The 17,798-nt window shown below is 39.3% G+C and carries 14 protein-coding genes, 1 tRNA gene, 1 pseudogene and 1 riboswitch; of the genes and pseudogenes, 8 read left to right on the forward strand and 8 right to left on the reverse strand.

Annotation, left to right across the window (positions count from 1 at the left end; genetic code table 11):
- The 4 genes and pseudogenes from F6K54_RS00240 to F6K54_RS00255 all read right to left on the reverse strand — a co-directional run.
- Positions 1–353: pseudogene (locus F6K54_RS00240) on the reverse strand (hypothetical protein); the annotation flags it as partial.
- 822 nt (positions 354–1,175) lie between these two features.
- The gene (gene rodA, locus F6K54_RS00245; protein WP_293072855.1) at positions 1,176–2,435 is read right to left on the reverse strand and encodes a rod shape-determining protein RodA; all 1,260 of its coding nucleotides are present in this window, start codon (positions 2,433–2,435) and stop codon (positions 1,176–1,178) included.
- Between the two features lie 626 nt (positions 2,436–3,061).
- Positions 3,062–3,424 carry a VOC family protein gene (locus tag F6K54_RS00250; protein ID WP_293072857.1) on the reverse strand — a complete coding sequence of 121 codons (363 nt, stop codon included), beginning with the start codon at positions 3,422–3,424 and terminating at the stop codon, positions 3,062–3,064.
- A 45-nt stretch (positions 3,425–3,469) separates the two neighbouring features.
- Positions 3,470–3,691, reverse strand: a complete 222-nt coding sequence (locus tag F6K54_RS00255; protein ID WP_293072860.1) for a hypothetical protein — start codon at positions 3,689–3,691, stop codon at positions 3,470–3,472.
- 328 nt (positions 3,692–4,019) lie between these two features.
- On the opposite strand from F6K54_RS00255, the gene F6K54_RS00260 reads away from it, so the two are divergent.
- Positions 4,020–4,574: a hypothetical protein gene (locus F6K54_RS00260; RefSeq protein WP_293072863.1), complete on the forward strand. Its 555-nt coding sequence runs from the start codon at positions 4,020–4,022 to the stop codon at positions 4,572–4,574.
- A gap of 1,109 nt (positions 4,575–5,683) precedes the next feature.
- Here the strand turns inward: F6K54_RS00260 and F6K54_RS00265 are convergent.
- A tRNA-His gene (locus F6K54_RS00265) sits at positions 5,684–5,756 on the reverse strand.
- 96 nt (positions 5,757–5,852) lie between these two features.
- Between F6K54_RS00265 and F6K54_RS00270 the strand changes: the two genes are divergently transcribed.
- Positions 5,853–7,394, forward strand: coding sequence for a serine/threonine-protein kinase (locus F6K54_RS00270; RefSeq protein WP_293072866.1), 1,542 nt, complete (start codon positions 5,853–5,855; stop codon positions 7,392–7,394).
- A gap of 684 nt (positions 7,395–8,078) precedes the next feature.
- On the opposite strand, the gene serS is transcribed toward F6K54_RS00270, so the two are convergent.
- Positions 8,079–9,356, reverse strand: coding sequence for a serine--tRNA ligase (gene serS / locus F6K54_RS00275; RefSeq protein WP_293072869.1), 1,278 nt, complete (start codon positions 9,354–9,356; stop codon positions 8,079–8,081).
- Between the two features lie 146 nt (positions 9,357–9,502).
- A complete protein-coding gene (locus F6K54_RS00280; protein WP_293072872.1) occupies positions 9,503–9,751 on the reverse strand; it encodes a hypothetical protein in 249 nt (82 codons plus the stop codon).
- A gap of 101 nt (positions 9,752–9,852) precedes the next feature.
- Here F6K54_RS00280 and F6K54_RS00285 point away from each other — a divergent pair, with 101 nt between their 5' ends.
- Positions 9,853–10,374: a pentapeptide repeat-containing protein gene (locus tag F6K54_RS00285; protein ID WP_293072874.1), complete on the forward strand. Its 522-nt coding sequence runs from the start codon at positions 9,853–9,855 to the stop codon at positions 10,372–10,374.
- A gap of 100 nt (positions 10,375–10,474) precedes the next feature.
- On the opposite strand, the gene F6K54_RS00290 is transcribed toward F6K54_RS00285, so the two are convergent.
- Positions 10,475–10,699 (reverse strand): hypothetical protein, encoded by a 225-nt coding sequence (locus F6K54_RS00290; protein ID WP_293072877.1) that lies wholly within the window; start codon positions 10,697–10,699, stop codon positions 10,475–10,477.
- A 384-nt stretch (positions 10,700–11,083) separates the two neighbouring features.
- Positions 11,084–11,266, forward strand: a riboswitch (cyclic di-AMP (ydaO/yuaA leader).
- A gap of 107 nt (positions 11,267–11,373) precedes the next feature.
- On the opposite strand from F6K54_RS00290, the gene F6K54_RS00295 reads away from it, so the two are divergent.
- From F6K54_RS00295 to F6K54_RS00315, 5 genes are all read left to right on the forward strand, one after another.
- Positions 11,374–11,736: a hypothetical protein gene (locus tag F6K54_RS00295; RefSeq protein WP_293072879.1), complete on the forward strand. Its 363-nt coding sequence runs from the start codon at positions 11,374–11,376 to the stop codon at positions 11,734–11,736.
- Positions 11,737–13,033: 1,297 nt separating this feature from the next.
- Positions 13,034–15,112: an NACHT domain-containing NTPase gene (locus F6K54_RS00300; protein ID WP_293072882.1), complete on the forward strand. Its 2,079-nt coding sequence runs from the start codon at positions 13,034–13,036 to the stop codon at positions 15,110–15,112.
- 9 nt (positions 15,113–15,121) lie between these two features.
- Positions 15,122–16,828, forward strand: coding sequence for a HEAT repeat domain-containing protein (locus tag F6K54_RS00305; protein ID WP_293072983.1), 1,707 nt, complete (start codon positions 15,122–15,124; stop codon positions 16,826–16,828).
- Between the two features lie 43 nt (positions 16,829–16,871).
- Positions 16,872–17,012 carry a hypothetical protein gene (locus tag F6K54_RS00310; protein ID WP_293072885.1) on the forward strand — a complete coding sequence of 47 codons (141 nt, stop codon included), beginning with the start codon at positions 16,872–16,874 and terminating at the stop codon, positions 17,010–17,012.
- Between the two features lie 320 nt (positions 17,013–17,332).
- Complete coding sequence (locus F6K54_RS00315) at positions 17,333–17,509, forward strand: hypothetical protein (RefSeq protein ID WP_293072887.1); 177 nt, start codon at positions 17,333–17,335, stop codon at positions 17,507–17,509.
- Positions 17,510–17,798 lie beyond the last annotated feature (289 nt).

Here is a 17,798-nt window from a genome sequence, read left to right on the forward strand (position 1 = left end):
TTACGAGCGCCAGCCAAAGTTGTCGCAATAGCTAAAAGTTCACCTCCAGAAAGTATGCCACCTAGTTCCGCTCTTTCCAGGGAATCTCCGAAGTCTTCAATACCATCAAAGGACAAACCCTGTGGCAGACGAGTTTCTAGTATATAAGCTTCCTTAGTTTCAGCTAATAGTTGTATAGTTTCCGCTTTTGTTGACGGAATTGGTAAATAATTAGTAGTGTTTTGGCGATCGCCGATATTAAATGCCCTAGAGTTACGGAGCAATATCGCACCCAATTTCGTTGCTGTAAAAGTGGCCAAGTGTTGACACAAGCGAGGCCACTCCAGTAATTCTAAAGTCTCGGATTGAATCAAAGCTTAATATATATAAAGTATTATGTACTATGAATTATATTATACTACAATTACAGCAAAATACTTGAAGTCAAAAGTCATCGGAAGTCAAAAGTCAAAAGTCAAAAGTCAAAAATGAGAAGTTATCGGAAGTCAGAAGTTAGAAGTTAAAAGTTAGAAGTTAGAAGTGATATTTTAAGCACTTAAAACCTCTACCTAATTTGTGACATTTTTTAATTGAAAAGGTATCATAAACATTCAACACAAATATAGTCATATATAGTTATATGTAGTCATATGGTCTCCAGAAATTTGGGCAACTATTGACATAATCTAACAATGTCTGTGATAATAGAAAACTAAATAGTCTCAAGAGTCAACGATCTGAGTTCAATAGGGTGAAATTCCTGGACTGACACACTACCTCTAGACACATCAGAACCTACGTCCAAGCCTCTGTATTATGACCAAGTAGAAATTGAATCAGGGAGATAATCATGCAAAGAGGAAAAGAAAAAGTAGCTCCCTTTTGCTTTTAGCTATGGGAAGCGAGGGTGTTGTAGTGCCTCCTCCGGAGGAGCTGCGCTAACACGAGCGTCATGGTAACACCTGCAAAATAAGGATGTGTCATATTTAGCTATATTTTTATGAACTATCGGCTCTCTTATCTCTCCTACTGCCCTACTCCCCCACTCCCTGTACGGACGTTGCATGCAGCGTCCCTACTCCCTTCGGTATCCGTGTATCCGTGCCATAATCCGTGTGAGCCTCTCCCCTACTCTTCTACTCCCTATACCAGGTGATTATCAAAAATGAAATAGCCCTGTTGCCTGTTGCCTGTTCTCAAAAACCTTGCCTAGCTTTAGCACTATAATTAGCGACTGACTCCACTAACCCCAGGGCAATAAAATTACTCAACAAAGCCGATCGCCCATAACTAAGTAACGGTAGTGGAATACCAGTCACAGGAGCCAAACCAATATTCATCCCAATATTCACAAAAACCTGGAATACTAACATTGATAATACTCCAATAGCAATCAGAGAACCAAAATCATCCTTAGCAGTCTGAGCAATAATAACCAAGCGCAGACAAATAAACCAAAAAGCTAAAAGTACCAGAATACAACCAACAAAACCCAACTCTTCACCAATAGCTGAGAAAATAAAATCTGTATGCTGTTCTGGGATAAAGTCTAGTTGAGTTTGAGTACCTTGATATAGCCCCCTACCAAACATTTGTCCAGAACCAATAGCAATACGAGATTGAATTAGGTGATATCCCGTACCCAAGGGGTCTTGTTCTGGATTCAGAAATCCTGTTAGTCGGTCTTTTTGATAATCTTTGAGCAAATTCCATAATATTTGCCCAACGTTTCCAGAGACAATATTAATCCCAGTAACTATAGGCATCCATAACCAATTCCAAGGTAAAGTCCGCCATGAAATTAAGCCCATCAAAGCTATCCATGCAAGCCAAGCAGGGAAATAGATAGTATAAAGAATGGCTGAAAAAATAGGAGAGACAAGCAATATTAACCAACCAGGATTAACATTTCCCCAGTACAACATCCCCATGGTAATTGCACCAAATATTAAAGATGTACCGAGGTTGGGTTCTATAAATACTAAAAACCATGGTATGGCTGTAATAATCAAAACTTTAAAAAAGCCTAATAGCCTTATCCTAGTCTGAGACGAAAGTATTGCTGCTAGGGTAATAATTATTCCTACCTTGGCAAATTCTGAGGGTTGAACGTGGAAACCACCAACATTAATCCATCTTTGTGCCCCCAGAGCGGAAGTACCAATGAGTTGTACAGCCGCCAAAGAAATATTGGTTAAAATATAAATTACCCATTTCCAGTTCATTAAAACTTCATAACGAAAACGAGCAATAATTAAGGCCAAAATTAAGCCTACTCCTCCTGTGAGCCAATGTTGCCACCAATCTGTCAACCCCTGGTTTCGTTCTACACTTTGGATCATAACTCCACCAAAAGTGGTCATTCCTATATAGATCAGCAGTAGAGACCAATCCATATAGCGCCATTGTGAGAGGGGCGATTTTCTACGATTCCTTAATACTAATTTCTGGGTCATGTTTTAATATGTAGATATTTTAGACTTTAGAATACTCCTGATAATTAATACATATATTTGAGTAGAATCTCTGCATAAATTAAAATTTTTTTTGATATAGCAGAAGGAAGAAAGAAGAAGGAAGAAGGAAGAAGGAAGGAGACTTTAGTTATCTGGGAGAAGGCCAAAGTCAAGAAAATCTTGTATTGTCTGAGTTTTAAGCTTTTGATATGTCAAATACAAATACAGTAATGGTGACTGCTTTAACGAAGTCAGAAGTCATAAGTCAGAAGCGAGTGTGTAATTCTGAGGTCCCCTACGGGGCGCCTACTGTGCGGAAGTAATTCCGCTCCGTTTTCAAGGAGAGGTAATTATTAATTAGGGTTTGCTGAAAAAGTCTTTTTGATGGGGTAGGGAGTAGGGAGTAGTGAGTAGTTAGGAGGAACGGAGAAATGGGAACTACACAGGAGGTGGCCATTCATAATAGTAAGAGTAATTTTTCTGCCATAGTTACCCCAACAGGACTTAATTTTTGAACCTGAGCTACCTAAAAGCTTACACTTTTTCCCGACTTCAAAAAGCTAAAACCAATATCAGTCAATACTTTTAGATTTAATCAGCAAGCCCTAATTATTAATTATTAATTATTAATTATTAACTATGGCTTCCGGTTCGTACAGGTATTCAAACCAGTTACCATCTAAATCTCTACCGTAAAAGGAAGCTGTGCCATCTCGATGTTCATGAACAGGGGAGACTTGAATATTTTGGGCTTTGAGCTGTTCGTAGGCGGTTTCCATTTCTGAGCGATCGCTAAACACGAACCCAAAATGTGGCCCTGCTTGCTCATATCCAGGACTCAAAAGTGCTAGTCCATCATCGCCAGCTTTTAGGTATGCCCAGTCAGCATCTTTCCAAGCTATTTCCATTCCCAGATTTTGATAGAACTCTACTGCTTTGTCAACGTCTTGCACGCAGATAGCTACATGGCCTAATCTTTTCAACTTCATAGTCAATTACTATTAAAATTTTTCTATTTTGAATTATATTACGCGCTAGCTATATGTTTGTTTTGCTTTTTCCTGTATTGAGAGGAGGCGATCGCTTAAGTTAACGTCACCAATATTTAATCTTGCTATTTCTCCTCGTATCCAAGCATTATGCCAAAGTAGTCTAAGGATAGCGTAGTCGCGTTTTCCACTGAATGTACTTCTGTTTGGCAACTGCATTAACACTTTGATTTGGCGATCGGGTAATCCACAGTAGGGACTAAGCATGGTTAGTCTCTACAAAGTTTTGGTTATGGCGATGTGGTTCATCTATTTAAAAAGCACTGTAATATCATGTCCGGATAATCAGTGATAAAAAAACCTTTTGCCTTCTAACCTTTTCTTTCCTCACAGGAGTGCGCATTCCCTTGCGTCTGACGCGCCCCGCGGGGTCGCACCGCTTCTGCCTCCTGCCTCCAGCTCCCGCTGCCTTACCTTCTCAAAAGTATAAGTATTCAACCGGACATGATATAAGTGACTTCCTTGGAGTTATGGTGAAGATGCTCTGGAACATAAGAACTATCTTCTTATGCTCCAGATAATTCGATTGTAGTAAGTGAGCGATCGCTCTTCTGCTGAGGTGAAAACAGAGACAAAAAATGAAAGCTTTGAAATCTTAGAGAGTGCATTCAACTCTCTTAAAGAAATTAAGGAGGACCAAAATAAGTTTGCAGCCAGACTTGATAACCTTGAAAATAAAAATGCTGAAGCTCAACCGCAAAAGACAAGGGTTGTTGGGAGTCATCCTGATGAGTATCGGAAAGCTAAACAGAAGATTGATCGATATATGCAACATACTGGTGAAGAAATGTTGAGGCGACTAGAAAACGTTGATGAAATCAAAAGGATTGCACCAGTCCTTAGAGAAGCGATTCTTCACGTGGAGAACATCAATAGGAAACGTAAAGCAGAAGGTCGTTCTGACTTTCTTAAGCCTGAAATACCTGTGATCAAGATTTACAACCTACTTAAAACTGGAGCAAAAGAAAGAGTCTGTTCCAGAAAGTCCGTCAATGAATGTCAAGAAATAATGGCTGACCTAGGTTGGAAGTTCGTAGAAACTAAAGATGCTAAAGGAAAAAAGCATTGCTGCTATCAGTATGAAGGCTGAATAGGTAAGAGGTTGTTGGGCTAATATAGCAAAAAAAAAAGAGGTTGACTTCTGTAGAGCTGTCAACCTCTTTACGCTCACCCATTTGATTGAACCTTATCTTGCTAAATTATAACATTTTTAGTTGATAAATCATAAAAATCATTTCCTTCAAAGGAAGGCTTCCAGGCATATATTTCATTCTATTGCAAAAAATTATTATAAAAAATTATTGTAAAAAAAAATATACCTTGCAAGGATATAAAAATAGTGCCATCTTCGCTCGGAGACAAATCAAAATGGTGATTACCGAATCAAAATGATGATCGCTAGAAGATTGGCACTATTTTTATAGAGTATTTGACTATGGACTGCGTCAACTCTGATAGCTTCGTTATGATCCCCATAGTCAGGCATGGCCACTTAATCCTGTTCATTGGCCAAGGACTCGTAGCAGGAAGTCGTAATACTTTAAGTATATAGAAAAATACAAGGAATTTTCAACTTCTGTGTATCTTTTTTCAGCCACCTTCTAAAAATCTAGACAATCCTAGACACGCTCTTCATCGGTGAATAAAAGCGATTTTCCGACTCACCCGTCCATAAGTCTACTGGCACGCGAAGGCTGATGTTCCGCTCAAACACATTGAGTTTAGGATTCCCTAGGCGGGTTTTCGTATCTTGATGAAAAGTCGAGTGCCAAACACTCCATAATTGTTGCTAAAATCCTCTGGTTTTAGCAGACAGATATAATAATAGCATAGATTAATGGAGTAAAAACATAGACATTTTGTAGATATTTGTCTACTATAGTCCATGTTTTTCAGCTTTAGCAAACAACAGGCATAGAATACTTTTTATAGCATAGAGCTATGCCATAAAGTTATCGCAAAAACAAAATTATCACCTAGAGGCTATCAACTTCACTTCTTCCCTGGGCCAAATAAAATTTTCTGAGTAATAAATTTATAGCTATGTCCATTTATTGTCCATTCATTACAGAAAAAGCTCCGATTTTTTACTCATTTATCCCATCATGTTAGACTTAATTGAGTAAAAAGTGAGTAAAATCAATGCTTCCACCATTTGTCTTCTGGTGAGAAACTCGTCGTTTCTATAATATTAAAAAGGGCGAACGATGGGACTCGAACCCACGAATGGTGGAACCACAAACCACTGCCTTAACCACTTGGCCACGCTCGCCATAAATTTTTTTCTTACAGTTTATTAATATAGCACTACCAAATTATATTTGTAAACCCCCTTTCCTAAAATATAAAATCTCTAACCCATATCTGAATGAGTTATTGCGTTAATCCTCAATGTCCCAATCCTGAAAATCCAGACACAGCAACATATTGCCAGAATTGCGACTCCCCTTTAATTCTTCAGGGACGCTATCGTCTCCTGAAAAAAGTTGGTCAAGGAGGCTTTGGCAAAACATTTTTGGGCGTAGATGAACAACATCCTCTGAAGCTCCCATGTATTCTTAAGCAAATATCATTTCCCACCCTTGATCCTGAAAGCCATCAAACAACAGCTAGACTATTTCGGCGGGAGGTAATGCGGTTAGGGCAGTTGGGACAACATCCACAAATTCCTCTGCTTTTAGCCCATTTTCAATATAATCAAAATTTGTATTTGGTACAGGAATATATTCAAGGTTTGACATTAAAGGAAGAATTACAAAAAGGTCTCTTCAACGAAGAACAAATATGGCAACTTTTGCAAGAATTACTACCAGTATTGAAGTTTATTCATCAAAATAAAATTATTCACCGAGATATTAAACCAGAAAATATTATTCGTCGTACTTTCCCACCTATTAATTATCAAAAACCACCCTACTTACCAGGAGAAAATCAAGTAGGGGAAAAATTAAGAAAAATGGGAGAATTTGTATTAATTGATTTTGGCGTAGCGAAGTTGCTGACAGGTACAGCTTTAATTCTTACTGGTACTGTTATTGGCAGTCCGGAATATATGGCACCGGAGCAAACCAGAGGGAAAGTACTGCCAGCAAGTGACTTGTTTAGTTTGGGTGTAACTTGCATTCATTTACTGACTGATGTTGCGCCGTGGGATATGTTTGACGTTGTTAATGACTGTTGGAGATGGCGAGATTTTTTGCCGAGTGGGAGTAGTGTTAGTCAAAGTCTCGGCAATATATTAGATAAGTTGTTAGAAAATTCTGTGAGTCAACGCTATCAGAGAGCGGAACAAGTTTTGGAGGTGTTGGAGTCTCGTTCTAGTATTGTTAGGCAACCTGTGGAAAGTATAGAGTCTTTGGCGTTAGTAAATCAAAATTTACCTCTATTGCCATCGGTGCAGAGTTTAGTGGGGAGATTTATTCCGCAAGTTTTGACACTGGATGAAAATGAATTAATTTCAGCAGTGGGGGTAGAGTATGGAAAATTGCAGTATTTGTTGGCAGTACAAAAGTGGCGGGAAGCGGATATGGAAACATGGGCAGTTTTATGTGATGCTTTGGGGAAGAGGAGAAAAAGTTATTTGTTTCAGAATGATATAGATAATTTGCCTTGTGAAGATTTGCTGACTATCGATCGCCTCTGGATGAAGTACAGTCAGGGGAGGTTTGGGTTTAGGGTGCAAAAACAGATTTATGAAAGTGTCGATGAAGATTATGGAAAATTTTGTAGTCAGGTTGGTTGGTTGACTTATAATTTGCATTTTCGCGATCGCGGATATAAGTATAGAAATTGGGCACCAGTTGGTCATTTACCCTCAAGAATTTGGGCAGGTGGTCAGCAGTGGTGGCGTCATGCAGAAGCGATGGCGAAAAAGTTAGATGAGTGTGGTTTTTCAATAATTAATAATTAATAGACATCTCCGAAAAAGAGGGAGTAGGGAGTAAGTAGGGACGTTGCATGCAACGTCCCTACAGAGTAGGGGGAAAGAATTGATAATTTATGTGCGATAATTACAGCAATTTCCGAGTTAGTGAGGTACAAAATTTTGTTTAGTAATTTTGGTAACACAGGCATCCAGCCTGTAACAAAGCAGGATACTTTTTGGTAACACAGGTTTCCAGCCTGTAACAAGTAGGATGCTTTTTGGTAACACAGGTTTCCAGCCTGTAACAAGTAGGATGCTTTTTGGTAACACAGGTTTCCAGCCTGTAACAAAGCAGGGTGCTTTTTAGTAACACAGGTTTCCAGCCTGTAACAAAGCAGGGTGCTTTTTAGTAACACAGGTTTCCAGCCTGTAACAAAGCAGGGTGCTTTTTGGTAACACAGGTTTCCAGCCTGTAACAAGCAGGATGCTTTTTGGTAACACAGGTTTCCAGCCTGTAACAAAGCAGGGTGCTTTTTGGTAACACAGGTTTCCAGCCTGTAACAAGCAGGATGCTTGTGTTACAAAGATAGAGATTAATCTTCAACTTACCTCACCATCCTCAAAAGTGCTATAATTTTATTTTTTATTATCACCAGATGTCTAATAGACTTCTCCCCATCTCCCCATCTCCCCATCTCCCCATCTCCCCATCTCCCCACTCGATCGCAATTACAAAAATTCGCGCCCCATAAAAGCTTGCAAGACCTCCGGTATTTTCACACTACCATCAACCTGCTGATAATTTTCCAAAATAGCCGCCATTGTTCGTCCTACTGCTAAACCAGATCCATTCAGAGCGTGAACATACTTAGTACCTTTTTTCTTTCCTTCCTTAAACCGAATATTTGCCCGACGTGCCTGAAAATCTTTCACATTAGAACAACTAGAAATTTCTCGATATGTTCCCGATGATGGCAACCACACCTCCAAGTCATAACACTTAGCCGCAGAAAAACCTAGGTCTCCAGTACACAATTCTATAATTCGATAAGGTAATTTTAGTGCTTGTAAAATAGCTTCTGCATCTGCCACCAATTTTTGATGTTCTTCTTCAGAGCGATCGGGATGCACAATTTTTACCATTTCGACCTTATTAAATTGATGGAGTCGAATTAACCCCCTAGTATCTTTGCCATAAGCACCAGCTTCTCGACGAAAACAAGGAGTATAAGCACAATGATAAATAGGTAATTGTTCCGCAGTCAAAATTTCATCCCGATACAAGTTCATAGTTGAAACTTCTGAGGTAGGTATTAACCATAGATCGTCTGCTTCACACTTAAAACTATCCTCAGCAAACTTTGGCAGTTGACCTGTAGCTGTCAAAGACTGACTATTTACCAATAATGGGGCCATAACTTCAACATAGCCAGCTTGAATATGGCGGTTGAGCATAAATTGAATAATAGCACGCTCTAATGCTGCCCCTGCTCCTATTAATGCCACAAAGCGACTTTGAGCAATTTTTACCCCTCGTTCAAAGTCGAGAATGCCTAGTTTTTCCCCAATTTCATAGTGGGGAATAATTTTTGGATTTTTGGGTATATATTCATCGCCCCAACGTTTGACTTCAATGTTTTCTGCCTCACTTTTTCCTAATGGTGTAGACTCACTAGGTAAATTAGGAAGAGGTAGGAGCAAGGTTTCTATTTTGGCCTTTATCTCTTTTTCCCTGGGCTCTAGTTCACTAAGTTGGGTCTTGATTTGATTTCCCTCATCTTTTAAAGCTTGAACTTCGGGGCCCTTGGGGTCGCTGCCTGATTTAATTTTTTCTCCTACCTGTTTACCGATCTGGTTACTGCGAGCTTGGAGTTGCGATCGCTCTGTTTCCAGTTGTCGCTGTTGCTCATCCAATTCTAGAATTGGCTGTAAGTCGTACTCTCCACGACGGTTGAGTAATTCTTGTACAGTTGGCAGATTTTCTCGAATTTGTCTAATATCTAACACAATTTCTCCCTAGAGCCTTAATTTATCCCACTTATAGCGCTTTGCCCAGGCAACAGGCAATAGGCATAGGGGGAATTAACGAAGGCACCTATGCAGAGGGCAGAGGGCAGAAGGAAAAATTAGATGGGGTTTTATATAAAATCCGGTTATACAGTAATTGTAAAATTACTTCCTCTAGATACAGATGTTCTATTTGAATACCAATTTAAAAATTTACTTGACTCCGCGCCTCCCGACTCCTGAATTCTGATTCCTGACTTCTTAGTAATACGATAACTAATTAGGGTTTGCTGAAAAAGTCTGATGGTGATGATAGGTAACAGGGAACAACAGCTCCCGCTGCCTCCTGTCCTCTGCCTTCTGCCCTCTACCTTCTGCCTTTTGCCTTCGTTCATAAAAATTAAGTAAAAATAATGATGTAATTTTTATGATATAATGCTATCTAGCAAAATTAAATATTTAACATTAAATTCAGTAATTTCTTCAGAAGTAAAACATGAGATTTGAATATCCATTAACAACGACATTATTAACAGTATTCTGGTTAACTATTCCAGTATTTGCTCAATCTAAATCTAATTCTATGGAACGCATCAAAACTATTCAGCAATTATTAAGCACTTATGAATGTCAAGGTTGTGATTTAGGCGAAGCAGACTTAAGCGAAGCAGACTTAAGGGAAGCTAACTTATTAGGGGCTAACTTACAAAAAGCTAACTTGAAAGGAGCTAATTTAAGAGGTGCTATTCTCAGCGGTGCTAATTTGATTGAAGCAAATTTAGTAGGGGCTAATTTATCAGGTGCAATTATGCATGGTACAACTATGCAAAAGGCAGATTTGACAGATACTGACTTATCTTGGGCTGATTTGTATCAGGCATATATGGAGAAAGCCAAGTTAAATAGAGCTAATTTATCTAATGCAAATCTTAATCAGGCAAAATTGGAGCAAACAGATTTTTGTGGAGCTATTCTACCTAGTGGTAAAAAAGGAGATTGCTCTAATGACAAAAAATAGAGATTGCTCTAATGGCAAAAATATAGAGGTTGTCAATCGCAGTTCTTTATACAAAAATCTCTATATAATAGTTTAGTTTACCATCTTTTTCGGTATACTCTTATACCACAACAGATATTTCATCAACTACTTTAATCCGTCCTCTATAAATTGCACGAATTAGTCGGTCTATTGAGCGTTTTTCATATTCTTGTAAAGACTCATCAAATATAGCAGCCATTAATCCATAACGGTCAGCTAGAGTAATGTAACCGTTTTCATTAGCTTGAGCAAAAAGGTCTCCTAATGCACATGGAAGAAGATGGACAGGAGGGTCTACATACATAATATTTACCTTATAAATTCTACAGTTCTATTCCAGTATTACTAATTTTCTATTGTTACACGGTGATGCAACATTCAGATAGTAAGCGATCGCACTTACCATGTATAGTGATTAAAATCACTATTAGTATGTGACAACTAACAATGGCCTTAGTGATATATATTGCAAATCACTAAATTTAAAATTTTGCGGAAAACTATCCTAAGTATGAGAAGTATATAGGTGTAACTAAACCTTGTTGGAGCAACAGTATAACCACAGTTCAATACTTTACTAACCATCCTCTCAAATTTTAGGCTGAAAACTTTGATACAATTTACAAAAATTTCTCTCAAAAAGTGTTGACAAATCTTATAGAAAAAAGTTAATATAATATTATAAGCAAAAGACAGTCAGCCTAATCTGGCAAGAAAGGCACAGTAAGAGTGTCGCTGGAGCGGAGGAACCAAATACAGGGGGCTTATCTCTGAGAAGAAGTCTTTGAATGTAAAAAAACAAAGATGCAGAGAAGGGAATCTCTCAGCCCTAGCCCGTCAGCTAACTTCGTAGGCATTGAGAGGAGAATGAAGAGTCAACTTTCTATGAAAATTTAGACAGATTGTCAATTCAGTATCCTTGGTTGGTATAGGTCTGATTTGTTGCGCCCGATAAACCTGACTCTGACGATCTAGATAATGTTAGAAAAACTGAATATTCCCTTTTTTGCGACGCTTGCCGTAGATATTGTAATACCTCAACAAGCTGTATGGAAGCGCATCTGTCGCTTCGTCACGCCTGACTTAGTTTTATTACCCGCATTAGGATTTTTTTGGACTATAGTCTTGTGTTCTATGGTTAATACCTTTTTCACAACGTTCATACCCAGTCCTTGTTTACCAACAGTGATCAGCACAGCTATAAGTGTTTCCAAAGTTTCCAGAGGATACTTAGGAGTAGCTCAAGCTTTATGGCAGTGTTCTGGTGAAGCTAACGATATAAATGCTTTGTCTGTTCTACAAGTTGGTTCTCAACTAGAACAAGCTTACGCATCTGTTTAACGCATACTATTACAACAATATATTTTATAGGTACTACCTTACAAGGTTCTATGATTGTAAGGTAGTGCTTTTGACATCCTCCCCGGCCTAAAGGCGCGGGGATTCCTACTGAGCCGTAGCTCTTCGGCGGGTTGACGCTTCTTAGGCTGCTGCTACTTTGACAGTAGTCTTATGCTTGCCTCCACGTCCGTTTAGAGTTTCCGAGTGCCCCCCGGCAACTTTTAATACTGTAGCATATATTCAATTTACTTGCAAATAAAAAGTCGCCCTACAAGGGCGAGGCTTTAAACCCAATTTTTCGGTCATTTGAAAAATCTATGCGATCGATAAACTGTACCTCATACCAACTTGATAAATGTTTGCTATATTTTCGCATTGCGAGGGAGTAGGGGAGTGGGTAGGGACGTTGCATGCAACGTCCGTACAGGGAGAGGTAAAAATAAGAATAATTAGGGTTTGCTGAAAAAGTCTGTTATATAATGTCCGGTAGCATCGTTTATGTATAAAATTAAGGTGACACTCTTGAGAAAACCTTCTGCCTCCTGCCTCCTGCCTCCTGCCTTCTGTACACCAAAGTCTAATTATTCAACCGGACATGATATTAGTGAAGGAAGGGAGCAGGGAAAATAGCATCGGGAGCAACTCCTGAACAAATTATTTCTTTTCAAGCTTCCTGAGAAACTAAGAAAAGAATTGCTAGTTTAATAGAACGAGAAAAAACAACTGGTTTATCAAAGGAAGGAAAATCAGAATTAGAGAATTTTTTACAATTGGAACATTTAATGAGGTTAATCAAAGCTAGAGCATATCAATATATTAATCAACAGTAAAAATTTGAGAAATGTCACGTTATTATATTAGTGAAAAGCTACGAAATTAGGTGGCTAGTCGCGCAGATTTTTTGTGTGAATATTGCCTGATTTATGAAGGAGATACTTTTTTTTAGGTTATCAAATAGATCATATAATTAGGGTTTGCTGAATAAAGTTTTTTGGTAAGGGTAGGAGCTAGAATTCAGCAATCCTGCAATTCAGAATCCAGAAGGAATGGGAATTATAGAAGAAGTAGTTAGAAGAATCTTCCCAAGATTGTTCTGCCATAATCATCCCAAAATGCGCTCCTTTTTGAGCGATTGGAGCTGAAAACCAGGTACTTTTTCCAGACATAAATTGCCTAAAACCAATATCAGTCAATGCTTTGATATTTAATCAGCAAACCCTAAGTAATTATCCGGAATATATTACCTATATTATGAAAGCAAGATTAAAATTGAAGTGAATCTAATTAGGGGTAATTTATGGGGCCAGATTTAGTAAGTTGGGTAATACCAAAAGTAGGGGGTTATCTTGTGAAAAAAGCGGGCGATCGCCTAACTAAAACCCTAAATAAAACGGATATAGAAAAGGCTATTGAAGCTGGAGAAAAGGCTGTGAAGGAATGGGAAAAAGAACTCTTGCCTCAACAGCTTTTGTTTTATTCGGCTAAACCGGATGGTTGGAATGGATTTAATAAATTTATGAGTCAATATTTTGAAAATTCTGCTGTTTTGACGGAGTTAGAAAAACCATTAATTAATCTAGGTAAGCCAGATATTGAGATTTTAATTACGGTATTTCAACAGGAAGCTGAAGCTAAAAATATTCCACTAAATCAATCAAGTCTCAAGCCATGGTTAGAGATTTTTATTAATGCTTATTTTCAGCATACTAATACTTATATTAAATTTCAGGTTGCTAAACAAAATTATTTTGAACAGTTAGCAAATTGGTTTGATGATGTGAAATTTGCGGGGATTTCTGTGCCTGGGCAAGAAGTAGAAAAGTCTGAGAAGTTAGCCTATATTTTTGTTATGCCTGATGTGGTAGAGGATGTTTCAAAAAGTGGTGGTTTTGAACGAGATTTTTTATTAGCTGGAACTGGGGAAAATTTGGAAAGGGAGTTGTTTGTAAATACTACTGGCAGGAAATTTTTAGCTTCAGAATTGTTGACTCAAAGTCAGTCTCGGAAATTCGTCATATTAGGTGCGCCTGGTTCGGGAAAAACAACTTTGATGAGTTATTTTGCTGTGATGTTGGCATCTATCCCCCCAAGCTCCTTTGGTAGGGCTGTTTCATACTCGATAGACACGGGGACGCGGAGACACGGAGACACGGGGATGAGAGAAATGCCAAAATTTCAAATGAAACAGTCCTCCCTTGGTAAGGGGGGATATAGTCAGGAAAATACTCTGGTTCAAAATAGCGATCGCTCCAGGGAATCTTCTGAGTCAATCCCCCCAACCCCCCTTAATAAGGGGGGCTATAGTCAGGAAAATACTTTGATTCAAAACAGCGATCGCTCCAGGGAATCTTCTGAGTCGCTCCCCCCAACCTCCCTTGGTAAGGGGGGCTATAGTCAGGAAAATACTTTGATTCAAAACAGCGATCGCTCCAGGGAATCTTCTGAGTCGCTCCCCCCAACCCCCCTTGGTAAGGGGGGCTATAGTTCTGGAAATTCTGTAGGTGAGATGGGCGATCGCTACACTGAATCCTCTTCCCCCCTTTCTAAGGGGGGCCAGGGGGGATCGAATAGTCAAGGTGCAACAATACTAGGTTTAGATCCAAACACCGACTGGCTCCCAATTTTAATCAGGATACGAGACTTAGCGCGACATCCAGACAAAAGTATTCTCGAATATGCTCGCGTATTTGCTGAGAAAACTATGGCAGTCAAAACTTTGCCTGTAGGATTTTTTGAACATTGGTTAGAGGATGGCAGAGCGTTAATATTGTTGGATGGTTTGGATGAAGTGGCAGAGGAAGGCAAACGTTATGATGTAGTCAGGCGCATTGAGAATTTTTTAGGGCAGTTTGACAGAAATAGGGCAATTATTACATCTCGTCCTGCTGGTTATCGGCGCGACTTTTTCCGCACTGAGGAATTTCCCCACTATCAAATGCAGTCGTTTAATGATGAGAAAATTTCGGCGTTTATCAATAATTGGTATGACAGTCGGTTTCGGGATAAGGGGGAGGCAGAAAGGCGGAAGGAAAGTTTACAAAAGGCGTTGGATGATAATGACAGAATTAAGTTGTTGGCACGGAATCCTTTGTTGTTGACTATTGTTGCTTTGATTCATCGGTATCAGGCGGTTTTGCCGAAGGAAAGATATCGACTTTATGACAAGGCGGTGGAAACTTTGTTAATTTCTTGGGATGCGAATAAGGAGTTGAGTAGTCATGGGAAGTTGAAGTATTTGGGTTTGGATGATTTGCGTAGGTTGATGGAGTTGTTGGCTTTTTGGGTGCATACTCAGGGAAATGTGGGGAATGATGAGGGTGGCACTTTGATGGATAAGGATGAATTGACTGAGCAGTTGAGTCGAGAGATTAAGTAGTTGAAGCAGGTGCAGTTGTATCAGGCAAAGGAAGAGGCGGAAAGATTTGTGGAATTAATTCGGGAGCGCACTGGTTTGTTGAATGAACAAGGGCAAGATTGTTATGGGTTTGTGCATAAGACTTTTCAGGAATATTTGTGTGCTGAGGAGATTGACTATCAGGCGGATAATGAGGGTGATTTTGAGATTGTGTTGGATAGTATTCGGGAGCATTTGCATGAGTCTCACTGGCGGGAAGTTTTACTATTGCTCATAGCGCAACAAAAGCCGAAGAAAGTGGCAAGGGCGATGCGGGTAATTTGGGATCGTGGTAGTGAGTATGAGAGTTGGTTGCATCGGGATTTATTGTTTGCTGGAAATTGTTTGACGGAAGATCCGAAGGGGTTGCGTAGTGTTGATAGTGATTTGGTGCAGGAAATTTTGGAGAGGTTAGTTGAGTTAGAGGTGAGTAGTGAGGAGTTGCTTGGTAAGAAAGTTCGGGAGCAGGTTTATCAAATTTTTTGTAGTTTCTATGAAACTGATTTTGAGGCGCAAGTTTTGGAGATGTTGAAAGAGCGGGCAGATTGGATTGATGAGGAAAGGTTGCTGGAATATCGAGCAGAGTTAGGGGAAAAGGAGGAGGTAATTGCAATATTACTAGCGCGATTAAAGGATGAGAATTATCATGTGCGTTGGAGGGCAACCTTAGCTTTGTGCAATTTTGGCAACAGTTCCGAAGCAATAGTTAACTCCCTACTACCTCTACTTCAGGATGAGAATTATCATGTGCGTTGGAGCGCAGCCTTAGTTTTGAGCAATTTTGGCAACAGTTCCGAAACAATAGTTAAATCCTTACTACCTCTACTTCAGGATGAGTATTTTATTGTGCGTTGGAGCGCAGCCAAAGCCTTAGACAATTTTGGCAACAGTTCTGAAACAGTAGTTAACTCCCTACTACCTCTACTTCAGGATGAGAGTTCTGTTGTGCGTGGGGGCGCAGCCAAAGCCTTGGGTAATTTGGGCAACAGTTACGAAACAGTAGTTAACTCCCTACTACCTCTACTTCAGGATGAGTATTTTATTGTGCGTGGGAGCGCAGCCAAAGCCTTGGACAATTTAGGCAACAGTTCCGAAACAGTAGCTAACTACCTACTACCTCTACTTCAGGATGAGAATTCTGATGTACGTAGGAGGGCAGCCTTAGCTTTGGGCAATTTAGGCAACAGTTCCGAAACAGTAGTTAACTCCTTACTATCTCTACTTCAGGATGATAATTCTGATGTGCGCTGGAGAGCAGCCTTAGCTTTGGGCAATTTAGGCAACAGTTCCGAAACAGTAGTTAACTCCTTACTATCTCTACTTCAGGATGATAATTCTGATGTGCGCTGGAGAGCAGCCGAAGCCTTAGGCAATTTAGGCAACAGTTCTGAAACAGTAGTTAACTCCTTACTATCTCTACTTCAGGATGATAATTCTGATGTGCGCTGGAGAGCAGCCGAAGCTTTAGGCAAATTGGGCAACAGTTCCGAAACAGTAGTTAACTCCTTACTATCTCTACTTCAGGATGATAATTCTAATATGCGTGGGAGGGTAGCCGAAGCTTTGGGCAAATTGGGCAAAAATTCCTCTAATATGCTCCCCACAATCATTCAATGGATTCAACAACATCAAGATTCAGAATATGTCGGCAGAGGTATTGATGCGCTGTGGTATTTAGTCGTAGGCGAGGAAAATTGAGATGGTGAAAGACATTTAGATTTTCAACTTCAAAAGGTGAGTCATGGAAAAGAAACTATTGGACAATAGTAAGCACGATCGCCCAAAAATGTCAAACAAACACTATTTTTCAATGTTCTTTTCCACTATTGTTCAATGGATTCAACAACTCCAGGACGAGCGAAGAACTCGGCAGAGGTATTGATGTGCTGTGGTATTTAGTAGTAGGTGAGAAAAATTGAGATGGTGGAAAACATCTAGATTTTCAACTTCAAAAGGTGAGTCATGGAAAAGAAACTATTGGACAATAGTAAGCATGATCGCCCAAAAATACCAAACAAACAGTCTCTGAGGAAAATTGAGATGCTCAAAGACGTTTAGATTTTCAACTTCAAAAGGTGAGTCATGGAAAAAAAACTATTGGACAATAGTAAGTACGATCGCCCAAAAATACCAAACAAACAGTCTCTGAGGAAAATTGAGATACTCAAAGACATTTAGATTTTCAACTTCAAAAGGTGAGTCATGGAAAAGAAACTATTGGACAATAGTAAGAACGATCGCCCAAAAATGCCAAACAAATATTTGAGTTCAATGTTCTTTTCCACTATTGTTCAATGGATTCAACAACATCAAAATTCAGAATATGTCGGCAGAGGTATTGATGTGCTGTGGTATTTAGTCGCAAGGGAGAAAAATTGAGATGGTGGAAAACATCTGGATTTTCAACTTCAAAAGGTGAGTCATGGAAAAAAAACTATTGGACAATAGTAAGCACGATCGCCCAAAAATGCCAAACAAACACTGGTGAGAAAAATTGAGATGGTGGAAAACATCTAGATTTTCAACTTCAAAAGGTGAGTCATGGAAAAGAAACTATTGGACAATAGTAAGGGCGATCGCCTAAAAATGCCAAACAAACACTATTTTTCAATGTTCTTTTCCACTATTGTTCAATGGATTCAACAACATCAGGACTCAGAATATGTCG

Origin of the sequence: Okeania sp. SIO3B5, assembly GCF_010692555.1 — a bacterium.
GTDB lineage: Bacteria > Cyanobacteriota > Cyanobacteriia > Cyanobacteriales > Microcoleaceae > Okeania.